Origin of the sequence: Chitinophaga varians (genome assembly GCF_012641275.1) — a bacterium.
In the GTDB taxonomy this organism is placed as follows: domain Bacteria; phylum Bacteroidota; class Bacteroidia; order Chitinophagales; family Chitinophagaceae; genus Chitinophaga; species Chitinophaga varians_A.
The window spans coordinates 32,395-45,198 of sequence record NZ_JABAIA010000001.1 but is presented as its reverse complement, the minus strand read 5'-3'; the positions used below and the strand labels follow the sequence as shown (position 1 = coordinate 45,198).

Here is a 12,804-nt window from a genome sequence, read left to right as displayed (position 1 = left end):
ACCTGCGTGCCGCCCTTTCAACGAGGGTGGCACTTTTTATTTTACTTTGAGCTGTTGTTGTTGTCCACATGCTGAAAGTAACTGTTGAGATATTCGCTGGGGGACTTACCGGTAACGGATTTAAACACCCGGTTGAAATTGGTGATGCTGTTGAATCCGCTGGTATAGGCTACAGTAGCAATATTATCATAATTTCCGTCCGTCAGTTTTTTACAGGCTTCATTGATGCGTACTTCATTCAGGAAGGAGACGAAAGTATGCAGGGTATGTTTTTTAAAGAAGCGGCAGAAAGCGTGGGGTGTCATATGTACCTGACTGGCAGCGTCTTCCAGCGTGATAGGGTGCTCATAGTTGTGCATGATGTAGTTGTAGATATTGCCGATGCGGATACCATCATGATCGCTGACAGTGACCTTTTTATTCACTGCGGCCAATGGGCTAATATCCGGGCATCCGGAGAGCAGGCGCAGCAGTTCCACGAAATGCATCAGTTGCTCGGGGCCGTTGCTGTTGGCGATGCGCAGCATCTGCGCGGAGATGTCCGGCGTTTGTAGCGAAGGTACCTTAAACCCGCATTGCTGTTGCTGGATGAAGTTTTTCAGCGGTTTCATCTCTGGAAGGTTGAACAGTGCGGACAGATTGCCGTCAGGATTAAAGAAGATCACCAGTGCCATGATCTTCTTGCGGCTCCTGGGCGCAAAGTAGGAGGGGTCGCTTTTGAAGATATGGGGTTGATTGGCCCCCAGCCAGAAAATATCATTGGGCCGGAACGCATGCATATTATTGTCTGCCACGAGCGTGCCTTCCCCCTGTTGTACCCACGTAAGCTGTACTTCCTGGTGCCGGTGCAGATGCGGATAGAAGTAGGGCAACACATCTCTTTGCACGATAATGGTTTTATCCAGGGGTACAGGTACGGTAAACTGTAAGACTTTCATAATTGGTGCCGTTATGCTTGGATGAGCCAATATTACGAATATTAACCGTATTGTAACATCCTGATAGTAGAACTGGTTAAAAAACGGTAATGTATCCCTGTTTTTTTCAAAACTGGTTAATATCGGGTTATAATTGATTACAATCGGGAAAGCCAACTGCGGGTGTCCTGAATACTTTTGGAAAAAAAAAGAATATCATGTCTATCGAATGGAAAGGCGTATTTCCCGCCATCACTACCAAATTCACTGCAGCCGATGAACTGGACCTGCCTTTGTTTGAGAAAAACCTCCAGGCCCAGCTGGCAGCTGGTATCGATGGTATCATTCTGGGTGGATCGCTCGGCGAGGCCAGTACACTGACAACCGCGGAAAAAGAAACCCTGACGAAGTTCACCGTTGAGAAAGTGGCCGGTAAAATACCTGTAGTGGTCAATATCGCTGAAGGCGCTACCCGCGACGCCGTGCAACAGGCCGCGCTGGTAAAGAAATGGGGCGCTTCCGGCATCATGCTGCTGCCACCGATGCGTTATAAAAGCGATGAACGTGAAACAGCCACCTGGTTCAAAACAGTGGCCGCCTCCACCGACCTGCCGGTGATGGTATATAACAATCCGGTGGACTATAAGATAGAAGTCACCCTCGATATCTTCGACCAGTTACAGGAACTGCCTAACATCCAGGCTGTTAAAGAATCCACCCGCGACGTGTCCAACGTTACCCGTATGATCAACCGTTTTGGTGACCGTTTTAAAATATTATGCGGTCTCGATACGTTAGCACTTGAAGAGATGGTACTGGGCGCTCATGGCTGGGTAGGCGGACTGGTAGATGCTTTCCCTGCGGAGACAGTGGCCATATACCGCCTGATTAAAGCGGGCCGCGTGCAGGAAGCCGTGGAAATTTACCGTTGGTTCCTGCCACTGCTGGAGCTGGACCTCTATCCTAAACTGGTACAGTTTATCAAACTGGCTGAAGCCGAAGTAGGACTGGGCAGCGAATATGTACGGGCGCCACGCCTGGTGCTCGAAGGTGCGGAAAGGGAAAGGATACTGCAGGTGATCCGCACTGCCGTAGCCAAACGTCCGGTTTTACCTGATTATCTCTCTTTATAATTTCCGTGTATGCAGATAGATCAGATTATGCAGCAGGCTGCCACAGCCTACGAGCAATACAAAAACATCCCACCGTTGCAGCGTGCCGCTTTCCTCGAGACAATCGGCGTTGAGATCACGGCACGGCGGGAAGCGCTGGTGAAAACGGCGGGCGAGGAAACCAACCTGCCCATGGCCCGGCTGAACGGAGAAATAGTGCGCACCACCACACAGTTGCAGAAGTTTGCCGACCTTATAAAAGAAGGCAGCTGGGTGGAAGCGGTGATAGATACTACGCCTAACATCCGGCGGATGTTGCTGCCGGTAGGGCCGGTAGTGGTTTTCGGCGCCAGCAATTTTCCTTTTGCCTTTTCTACTGCCGGTGGTGATACCGCCAGCGCATTGGCTGCCGGCGCTACGGTGGTGGTAAAAGGCCACCCTGCGCACCCGCGCACGTCACAACTGATGTTTGAAGCCATACAGGCGGCTATTGTACAAAGCGGTATGCCCGCGTACACCGTGCAGCATGTCACCGGCGACTATCATACCGGCAAGGAGCTGGTCGTTCACCCCAATACCACCGGCGTTGGCTTTACCGGCTCTCAACAAGGTGGTAAAGCGCTCTGCGCCTATGCAGCGGAGCGGGAAACTCCGATCCCTGTTTTTGCGGAGATGGGAAGCGTGAACCCGGTGGTGTTCCTGCCGCAGGCGCTGGAAACACGCAGTGCTGAACTGGCCGATATGTTTGCCACTTCCATCACGCTCGGGGCCGGACAGTTCTGTACCAATCCCGGATTGCTGATAGGGCTGGAAAGCCCTGCTTTTACAGCGTTCCAGCAACAACTGGGCATCGCGCTGGAGAAAACGTCGCCGCAGAAAATGCTGCATCCCGGCATTCACAGCGCTTTCCTGGAAGGACGCAGCCGTATGCTGGCCAGCCAGGACGTAACGCTGTCTCCCGCGCCGGTACTGGACTTTGATGCCAGCGCCGTACGCCCTTCGCTGGCCCTGACTTCCGGCGCCGCCATACTGGCCAATCCGGCGCTGAAAGAGGAAGTGTTTGGCCCACATGCGCTGCTGGTGGCATGTAAGGACAAAGCCGAGCTGCTGGCCGTGCTCAGAAGCCTGAAAGGGCAGCTGACCACCAGTGTAATGGCCACGGAAGAAGACCTCGCGCAATGGCAGGAGGTGATTGATGTGCAGGTGACGCTCGCCGGCCGCATCATCCTGAATGCGGCCCCTACCGGGGTGGAAGTTTGTGCGGCCATGATACATGGTGGCCCGTACCCTGCCACTACCGACGCCCGTTTCACGTCTGTAGGTACCGCTGCCATCCGGCGCTGGGTAAGGCCTGTATGTTTCCAGCAGTTCCCTGAGGCGCTGTTGCCCGATGAACTGAAAACCGCTAATCCGCGTGGTATCTGGCGGTTGGTAGATAATCAGTTTACCCGTTAACGTTAGGCTCCGCCATTTTATTAACCAATAAATACAGCTTCTTGAAACATACATTTTTCTGCATCGATGCACATACCTGCGGCAATCCGGTAAGACTGGTGGCCGGCGGCGGCCCCGTCCTGAAAGGCAGCAATATGAGCGAAAAAAGAGACCACTTCCTGCGGGAATTTGACTGGATACGGAAAGGCCTGATGTTTGAACCCCGCGGGCATGATATGATGAGCGGCAGTATCCTCTATCCGCCGCATGACCCGGCCAACGATGTGGCGGTGCTTTTCATCGAAACCAGCGGCTGCCTGCCCATGTGCGGCCATGGCACCATCGGCACCATCACCATCGCTATCGAAGAAGGACTGATCAACCCGAAGACGCCTGGCAGGGTGAGAATGGAAACACCCGCCGGACTGGTCGAAGTAAAATACCAGCAACAGGGCAACAAGGTGAAAAGCGTAAAGCTCACCAACGTACCGTCTTACCTGGCGGCTACCGGCATTGTGGTGGACTGCCCCGACCTGGGCCCGCTCACCGTAGATGTGGCCTATGGCGGCAATTTCTATGCGATCGTAGATGTACAGGAGCGTTTTCCCGGGCTGGAGCATTTCACGGCCTCGCAGTTGATCGGATGGGCGAGGGAATTACGCAAACGGATAAACGAAAACCGCAGCTTCGTGCATCCCGACAATCCGAATATCAATGGCTGCTCTCACGTATTGTGGACCGGTGCCGTACTGGACGCCACTTCTACCGCACGTAACGCTGTGTTCTACGGCGACAAGGCCATCGACCGCTCTCCCTGCGGCACCGGCACTTCCGCCCGTATGGCGCAATGGTATGCCAAAGGCAAACTGAAAACCGGCGATGCCTTCGTGCATGAGAGCATTATCGGCTCCCGCTTCACCGGCAGGATAGAAGAGGAAACGAGCATCGGCAATATGCCGGCCATCCGTCCCAGTATAGAAGGATGGGCGAGGGTGTACGGGTACAATACTATTTCTATCGATCCGGAAGACGATCCATATGCTTACGGACTACAGGTAATCTGATACAGACTATGAAAGTAATTATCATCGGCGGCGGTATTATCGGACTGGCCAGTGCCTATTACCTGCAACAGGCGGGCTACAGCGTCACCGTGACAGACCGCTCGGACATGTCGCAGGGCTGCTCTTACGGCAATGCCGGCTACATCTGTCCCAGCCACTTTGTGCCGCTGGCCACGCCCGGCATTGTGCGGCAGGGGCTTAAATGGATGCTGAACGCTTCCAGCCCTTTTTATATTCAGCCGTCGCTCAACCGGGACCTGGTCAACTGGGGCCTGAAATTCATGAAAAGCGCTACGCGGCAACATGTGGAGCGTTCGGCCGCTCCGCTGCGCGATATCGCGCTGCTCAGCAAGCAGTTGTATGAATCATGGACATCCGTGCCAGGCCTTGATTTTGCCTATGCGCCTGTCGGCATGATGGAACTGTTCCAGACGGAACAGAACGCCCATCACGCGCATGAAACGGTGAAAGATGCCGCAGCACTGGGTATTGAAGCGCGTGTGCTCAGTAGAGGGGAACTGTCGCAAATGGAGCCGGGCATGAAACTGGATGCATTGGGGGCGGTGTTTTTCCCTGGTGACTCCCAGATCAATCCGAATCTGCTGATGCGTAGCCTGCAAACATACCTGGAAAAACAGGGCGTACAATTTATCCATCACCAGGAGGTGACAGGGTTTGCGGCCACGGGCAACCGGATAACCGGCGTCCGCACAGCCACCGCCACACTGGAGGCAGATCATGTAGTACTGGCCGCCGGTGTGTGGAGCGCGGCCCTCGCCAGGGAAATCGGGCTCAGTATCCCCATGGTAGGGGGCAGAGGGTATTCCGTAACATTTGAAAATACGCCTTTCAAAGTACATCATTCCATCATCCTCAGCGAAGCAAGGGTGGCTATCTCCCCGCTTGATGGCCATAAAATCCGCTTCGGTGGCACCATGGAAATCACGCCGTTGCACACCCCTCCGCGGATGCGGCGCGTACAGGGCATCTTCGACTCAGTGAAAAGGTATTTCCCTGACTTTGACATGGCTGTTCCTCCGGCAGACCAGGTCTGGTATGGTTACCGGCCCTGCAGCGCCGATGGCCTGCCTTATATCGGCAACTTAACACGCTACCCTAATATGACAATCGCCACAGGTCACTCCATGCTGGGCATCAGCCTGGGCGCGGCCACCGGAAAACTGGTGGCTGAACTCGTTGCCGGCCGGCCAACATCGATGGACCTGCAACCTTTCCACCCTGAAAGGTTTAAGCGGTGAAAGCCCGCGTAAAATGAAACAACAACAGGAAAGAGAGCCTTTAAACTACCCCGTTTAAAGGCTTTTTCCTTTTTACATCCTCTTATAAATCTCCCTTTCTTATAAGGAATCCTCATTAAAAGAAAATGAAACAAAACGTAGCCCAGGGCTTCAGCCCTGGGGACCCGAATGAACAAAATGAATGAAAATTTGTCGTTATTAACGACGTATCTTCATGATGTATTGATGGCTATATCCTTTACCCTTTAATACCGGAAACATATGCACAGAATAGGTCGTGCCTGTAAACAGTTGTTTGTTTTTCTATTTGTTAGAAAATTGTTTTATCCCCTACACCTCATCGTTTATAAAACCAGCATGTTGGGATTGGGAATTAAGAACCACGAAAACGAACGCGTTTCGGGGGAGCGGGCTTTTATCCGCTACCTGAAACGGCGGCGCATGCTCTCTTCCGGTGTCGTTTTCGATATTGGCGCCAATGTGGGCAACTACTCCGAAATGCTGCGCAGGTATGGTGTACAGCTGTCCATCTACGCGTTTGAGCCACATCCTGTCGCTTATCAGAAACTGAAGGCCACGGCGTTAAAAAATAATTTTATACCGGTGTGGATGGCCGCCGGCGATCATGAAGCTGAAACAGTGATGTATGATTACTCCGGCGCCGGTGGTTCCGAACATGCCAGTATGTACCGGGAAGTGATTGAAACGCTGCACGATGGCGTGGCAGAAGCGGTGGCCATTACCCAGACAACACTGGATGAATATGTTCAGTCCCATCAGATCGATGAAATAGCACTGCTGAAGATAGATACGGAAGGACATGAGCTGCCCGTGCTGAAAGGCGCCCGCCAGTGTATTGCTGCCGGTATGGTGAACGTGATACAAATAGAATTTAATGAGATGAATGTCATCTCCCGTACATTTTTTAAAGATATTATCGATCTCTTACCAGGATATCATTTTTACCGGTTGTTGCCAGACGGGCTACAGCCGCTTGGTAAATATAACCCCGCCCACTATGAAATTTTCTCCTTCCAGAATATCGTTGCTATAAGGGCTACGGCGCTTGTAGAATCTCCCGCTCAAAACGTTCCATGATATGATCGATGGCCAGTTGCTCCTGCGCGTATCTGCGGGCATTGGCTGCAATGTGACTGGTTTCTCCCGCTAAGGCGTCTGCTATGGCGCGACTTAAAGCAGCTGCATCGTCCGCTATAACGGAGATGCCTATACGGTGTTGGCTGATCAGCTGGTGCAGTCCCGAGCCTTCATTGGCCGTAACAACAGGCACACCGCCTACGGCCAGTATGGTGGTAAGTTTGGAGGGCATCACCAGGTCGCTTGCCTGCCCGCGCTGTATCACCAGGTGCAGGTCGGCCATGTTAAGGAACAGGTTGAAATGTGATGCCGGTTGCAGCGGCAGGAAGGTAACGTGTTCTACCTGCCATTCGGCCGCCAGGGCTTCCAGCCGCTGGCGGTAAGGGCCGTCGCCGCAAATCACAAAGCGGATATCGCGGCGATGCTGTAGCTGCCGTGCGGCAAGCAGTACATTCTCCAGTCCCTGTTTTTCTCCCAGTGCGCCGGAATACAATATCACTTTGTTATCGGCGGAAAAGCCGAATTTTTCCTTCAGGGCCGCACGGTTATCGAGTGGAAAGTAGCGGTCCACATCTACCCAGTTGGGGAAGAGCTGTACTTCCCGGGAGGCTTTTACGGCTATGCTGTTTACCATCTGCGGGGAGATGGAGGAAACCACGTCTGCCCGCCGCAGGATGTACTTTTCCAGCCGGAACAGCTGTTGCAGCAGCCACGGGGAGCGCAGCATGCCAAGACTGCCGGCGGCTTCTATCTGCATATCCTGGATATGGTAAATAAAGCGCGTATTCCGCAGGGATTTATAAGCGGTGGCCAGCAGTCCCAGATGGAAAGAGGGGGCTATCGTGATCACCGCGTCAAAGCGTCGTTGCAGTAACAGGTGCAACATTTTCCCGAAAGCCGCCAGGCTGAAAGTGAAATCCTGCAATACTCTTTTGCCGCCTGACGGCAAAGCGGGCACGTAATGCGGGCAGCGGTACACTTTCACCGGTTTGCTTCCGGCGATGATGATTTCCCGGGAGAAGAAGTACTTCTTAGAACGATAAGATGCATTGATCTTCCATTCAGGATAGTAGGGATATGTAGTAAGCACGGTGCAATGGTAACCTTTGGTCGCCAGCCAGTTGATCAGCTCTCCGTTGTACTTGCCGATGCCATTGGGCTCCGGTGCATAATTACAACTGATCAACAGTACACGTTTGCCGGCCGCATTATTTTTAGAAAGCATTTTTATCTCCTTTAATCAGGTTTACGATTGTCTGGAATATGATCTGAAAATCGAGCCAGCAGCTGTAGTTTTCAATATACCAGATATCCAGGTTGATACGTTGCTGTTGCCAGTCAACCCGTTCATTTTCTCCGCGGCAGCCGTTTACCTGTGCCCAGCCGGTGATGCCGGGCTTCACCAGGTGGCGCAGCATATAGTGCTGCACGGTTTTCTGCAGCTCCAGGTGCATGGGCGTTACATGCGGCCGGGGGCCAACAAACGACATCTCTCCTTTCAGTACGTTAAAGAACTGCGGCAGTTCATCCAGGCTGGTGTGCCGTAGGAACTTACCGATCCGGGTCACCCGTGGGTCATTGCGGGTGGTCAGCCGGTAGCTGCCGTCGCTGTTCCATTCACTGTTCACCCTCATGGTCCTGAATTTGTAAATGGTCAGCTTTTTGTTTTTGAGCCCCCATCTTTCCTGTTTGTAGATGACCGGTCCGGGCGAGGAAATTTTTACAAGGATAGCGATCAGTATAAACAACCAGGAAAAGGTGATGAGCAGAAACAGCGTAAAGCAGATGTCGAACAACCGTTTGAACTGCTGGTTACCGGAATTGTCCAGCGGGGAAGACCGGATAGTGATCACCGGGAAGGAGCCGAAAAGGCTCATGCTCACGGTAGACGTGCAGTGCTGATAGCAGCTGGCGATGATCTTTACCCGTTTGGCGGCTTTCTCGCTGGCCACAATGATGCTTTCCGTTTCTTCCCGGCTGCTTTCCGGAATGGCCAGCACCACATCGTCGATCTCATGGTTTTCCAGAATATGTCCGAGGGAAGAGAGCGGCCCCAGGTATTTCCCGTTAATTGCCTGGTTAGGCGTATTATCGACAAAGCCCACGCACTGATACCCAAAGTGATCGTTGGTGGCGATGGTGTTGTGAAAATTCATGGCTGTTTCCCCTGCTCCGACGATCAGTATATTTTTCATATTGTAGCCTCTCATCCTGATGCGCAGGAAGAGTTTTTTGATCATTATCTTGGACAACATCATGCCAATGAACACATAGGCGCTGTATACGCCTATGAAGGCCCTGGGGGAATAGAAAAACTTGAAGAAATAAAAGAGGGTGAAGGTAAGGATACAAATGTGCAATAACAGCGTTTTGATGATCGCCATAAACTCATAGGAAAAGGGGCGGGAACGAAAATCATCATACAGGTGCAGGTAAAGCCCTGTAGCAAGCCAGGTGATCAGGCTGATGCACCATACGGGTATGTTCGACGGGCTGTGAGCGGGATGCTGGAAGGTGCCTACTGTCTCCAGCGCCGCCACGTAGGCCATGGTGAGTACCAGGCAGTCAATAAATTGCCTGAGCAGTAGCGGTACATTGAGCGCGGTTTTCATAATCACAAGTTCATTCGGTTAGGTAATCACATACGGGAGTTTTACCGGTCATTTTGTTTCTGGTACAACAGGTCCATTTGCAGGATCTGCAGGTTGTCTGACTGCAGGAATCCCACCGGTGCGATAAAGTCAAAGCCGAGCGATTTTACAAAATGATGCATTTCATCAAAAAGGGGTTCTCCGTTGTACATGGGGATGAAAGACGTTTCAAACAACAGATAGTCTATTTGCCGGAGGGTGGCAGTAGCGCCGCGCAGCACTTCCTGTTCAAAGCCCTGCACGTCGAGTTTCAGGAGGGTAGGGCTTTTCAGCAGGAGGTCCGGCAGCTGGTCGAGTTGTTTTACCGGGACCATCATCCTGCGGGTATGTGCTGTCTGTGGTTGCAGCTGTATTTGTTTGTCGGACACCTGCAAGGCTGAGCTGGCGTGGGAATACGCGTTGCTGAAGAATTCAAGGCTTCCGTTGCTGCTGCCCAGCGCAAAGTTAAACGTGCGGATAGCAGGGGTTTTCCGGGTATGTTGCTGCAACTGGCTGAAGGTGTCCGGCACCGGTTCAAAAGAATAGATGCGGGCCTGGGGATAACGGTGGGCAACGGCCAGGGCAAACTGCCCTTTATTGGCGCCTACGTCCAGTATGGTGTGCAGCGAGCGGATATAGTGGCCGCAGTTATGGACCAGCTGTGTGGAGGCAATGGACGCGCCTCCCTGAAGGAAGGCTCCGGGCCCCCTTCCCGAGCGGATCATGACTCTGGCGGCATCCGCCATTCTAAACAGGATATTCATGTTCTGAAAATTTATGGTTCCAGCAATGATGATAAAAACCGATTGTTGCTGCGATGGTCTTTTTCCATGAAAACAGGCTGGCCCGCTGATAGCCTTTCTGAACGATCTGTTGCCGGAACGGGTCCGACTCCAGCAGGCGAATGCTCGCGGCGAATGTTTCGGCATGTGGCGTGGCGCTCAGTAGTCCTGCGTCGCCTACTACTTCGGGCACGGAAGTCCGGCTACAGCCTACTACCGGGCATCCCGCTTTCATGGCTTCTCCCGGTGGAAATCCAAATCCTTCGTACACGGAAGGGTACAACAAACACACAGCCCTGTTGTACAGGTAGTTCAGCTCCCGGTTGCTGGCCACGACTATCTGCTGGTACCGGCCAGGTATCCGTTGTTGCAGCAGTGCCGCCTCAGTTTTGTTGAACGGCCCTCCGCCGATGGTCACCAGCTGGTACTCCTGCGGCAGCAGTGCCAGCGTGTCTATGGCGGCGCCGAAATTTTTATAGTGATTGCGGCCTCCCACATACAGCACAAAGGGCCGCTGCGTGAGCCGCGCCGGCAGCCCGGGAGGGGCGGACAGCACATGCGGAAAAAAATCGTCGCTGATGCCATGATATATGACGGTGATTTTAGCGGGATCTGTCTGCGGATAAAAATGCAGCAGCTCCTGCCGCGTGCTGTCGGAAATACAAATGATGCCGTCTGCCTTGTTGATGCCGTATGCTTTCTGCCGTATGTTGACAAGCCCGCGGGGGAAAGGACTGGCCAACTTCCGTTCATGTGCGAAATCATGCACGGTGAGTATGTTCAGCACATCTTTTTGCGGCGACACCCGCAGGTAGCCGCCATGGAAAACGGCGCCGGCGGGAAGGCGGTACCGGAGCGGCAGATAACGCAACAAGCCCCGCGGCAGGATACTTTCCCGGATGCAGGGCCAGTGCTGGTACGCTATCTGCCGCTCAAAAACATTGGCAGACGCTTTATTGGCATTCAGCATATACACCGGCAGCCCGCTGTGACAAACGCCTTTCAACAGCTCATGCCAGTATGCGGAAACGCCACCGGCCTGCTGAATGGAAAAAACGATATTGTCCAGGTATATCTTCATTGTCTTCACGTTAATAAAGGCTGACGGACCTGTTCCTCTTCCGGCATGGGCTGGCTTAACATGGCCATGATCAGGAGGAACAAATCTATCTGGCTGAAAAAAAAGCAAACCACTACATACACCAGGTAGTTACGCTGAAAAGGCGGCAACTGCCCGTCGGCCCTCGTCAGCAACCAAAAGAAAAACAACAGGCCGATCATGCCGAACTCCGCGAGGATATAAAACCACCGCATGTTCAGGTTATGGCCGCCCACGCCTTCCAGCTGTTGCATGTACCGCATCAATCCGGAAAAATAATGGCCGGGTATAAACGTACTGTTGCCCGGGCCGTAGCCGGTCCACAGCAAATAAGGATGGTCCCTGAGAAAATCCACTACGGGCAGCTCCATGTCCCGTTGCAGGGGAATACCCAGTATCTGGTTGTCCCGCTGCCAGTACTGGGTGTCATACCTGCTGACAGACCGCTCCAGCAACATGCGGGAGATAGGCTCGTTCCTGTTTTTCAGGTAGTATTGCATCAGCACATCTTTGGCGCTGGCAATGCTGAGGAAAATGCAGATGATCACGCCCATGCTGGCCAGTGACTTGAAACGTACTGACCGTATGGGTTTTAGTAATAAGAACACAATAGCGCCTGACACCATGTTGATCCAGAATGTCTGGGACGAGGTTTGTACGGCCATCAGGAAAACCCAGAAAGCGGATTTGTATTGGCGGTCACGTAAAAAGAATGGAATAGTCAGGGATATAAAAGCGCAAAAAACTTTCGGTTCGGCAAAGAAGGCCTGTATCCTTACGCCCATAGGGCCGTTGATCTGTTCCAGCATATACCGCTGCTGTAAGCCCAGCAGTTCCCCTAAAGTATCATTGTGCAGCACTACCTGCACAAATAGCTGTAAGATCCCCACGCCAGAGGAATACAGCGCGATCTTTTTCATGGTGCGCCCCAGTCCTTCAAAAGAAATGGTGTCCCGCTCCTGTAAAATCCGGGAACCGATGGCGAACAACGGGAGATAATTCTTCAGATAGAAATAGATCGGCCTGAAATAAAAACCGCTGGTGTTGCCTTCAACAGAGAAGGGGTTTTCATAAACCTGGCTCAGCATCATCACCATCATCTGGGAAATCAGGGGCAGTAAAAGCAACAGCAGGTATTCCCGGCGGATATGCACCCTGCCTGTAAATACCTGGTGGACCTGGCTGATGGTGAGGTATAGGCCAACAAAAAATGATGCATTGAAAGTAGGTCCTATCATCATCAGGGTGTAGGCCTCAGTGGCAAAAGCATATAAGAGCAGGTCCAGGATGTTGATCCGCTTGCGGTGATAGGCAATAAGCAACCAGGTAGCGATCAGCAAGGGCATACATTCCTTGAAGATTTCCACAAAGAGGTTACTGCTGCGTAGGTCCAGGTAAGCGGTGTCCAT

At 52.7% G+C, this 12,804-nt stretch carries 11 protein-coding genes; 5 read left to right on the top strand and 6 right to left on the bottom strand.

Annotated features, from left to right (window positions below; translation table 11 throughout):
* Positions 1-41: 41 nt before the first annotated feature.
* Positions 42-938, bottom strand: a complete 897-nt coding sequence (locus tag HGH92_RS00155; protein WP_168868755.1) for an AraC family transcriptional regulator — start codon at positions 936-938, stop codon at positions 42-44.
* Positions 939-1,135: 197 nt separating this feature from the next.
* On the opposite strand from HGH92_RS00155, the gene HGH92_RS00150 reads away from it, so the two are divergent.
* The 5 genes from HGH92_RS00150 to HGH92_RS00130 all read left to right on the top strand — a co-directional run bounded on the left by HGH92_RS00150 (position 1,136) and on the right by HGH92_RS00130 (position 6,884).
* A complete protein-coding gene (locus tag HGH92_RS00150) occupies positions 1,136-2,050 on the top strand; it encodes a dihydrodipicolinate synthase family protein (protein WP_168868754.1) in 915 nt (304 codons plus the stop codon).
* Between the two features lie 9 nt (positions 2,051-2,059).
* The gene (locus HGH92_RS00145; protein WP_168868753.1) at positions 2,060-3,484 is read left to right on the top strand and encodes an aldehyde dehydrogenase (NADP(+)); all 1,425 of its coding nucleotides are present in this window, start codon (positions 2,060-2,062) and stop codon (positions 3,482-3,484) included.
* 41 nt (positions 3,485-3,525) lie between these two features.
* Complete coding sequence (locus HGH92_RS00140; RefSeq protein ID WP_168868752.1) at positions 3,526-4,527, top strand: 4-hydroxyproline epimerase; 1,002 nt, start codon at positions 3,526-3,528, stop codon at positions 4,525-4,527.
* An 8-nt stretch (positions 4,528-4,535) separates the two neighbouring features.
* Entirely contained in the window at positions 4,536-5,786 is a 1,251-nt protein-coding gene (locus HGH92_RS00135; protein WP_168868751.1) for an NAD(P)/FAD-dependent oxidoreductase, read from the top strand.
* A 357-nt stretch (positions 5,787-6,143) separates the two neighbouring features.
* Positions 6,144-6,884, top strand: a complete 741-nt coding sequence (locus tag HGH92_RS00130; RefSeq protein WP_247654795.1) for an FkbM family methyltransferase — start codon at positions 6,144-6,146, stop codon at positions 6,882-6,884.
* Here HGH92_RS00130 and HGH92_RS00125 read toward each other — a convergent pair.
* The 5 genes from HGH92_RS00125 to HGH92_RS00105 are packed head-to-tail and all read right to left on the bottom strand — an operon-like array spanning position 6,844 to position 12,804.
* A complete protein-coding gene (locus HGH92_RS00125) occupies positions 6,844-8,109 on the bottom strand; it encodes a WcaI family glycosyltransferase (protein WP_168868749.1) in 1,266 nt (421 codons plus the stop codon). The genes HGH92_RS00130 and HGH92_RS00125 overlap by 41 nt on opposite strands.
* A complete protein-coding gene (locus HGH92_RS00120) occupies positions 8,099-9,496 on the bottom strand; it encodes an undecaprenyl-phosphate glucose phosphotransferase (RefSeq protein WP_168868748.1) in 1,398 nt (465 codons plus the stop codon). The genes HGH92_RS00125 and HGH92_RS00120 overlap by 11 nt, the downstream gene beginning before the upstream one ends.
* Positions 9,497-9,537: 41 nt before the next feature.
* The gene (locus HGH92_RS00115; protein ID WP_168868747.1) at positions 9,538-10,278 is read right to left on the bottom strand and encodes an FkbM family methyltransferase; all 741 of its coding nucleotides are present in this window, start codon (positions 10,276-10,278) and stop codon (positions 9,538-9,540) included.
* Complete coding sequence (locus HGH92_RS00110; RefSeq protein WP_168868746.1) at positions 10,262-11,377, bottom strand: glycosyltransferase family 4 protein; 1,116 nt, start codon at positions 11,375-11,377, stop codon at positions 10,262-10,264. The genes HGH92_RS00115 and HGH92_RS00110 overlap by 17 nt, the downstream gene beginning before the upstream one ends.
* 5 nt (positions 11,378-11,382) lie before the next feature.
* Positions 11,383-12,804, bottom strand: a complete 1,422-nt coding sequence (locus HGH92_RS00105) for an O-antigen ligase family protein (protein ID WP_168868745.1) — start codon at positions 12,802-12,804, stop codon at positions 11,383-11,385.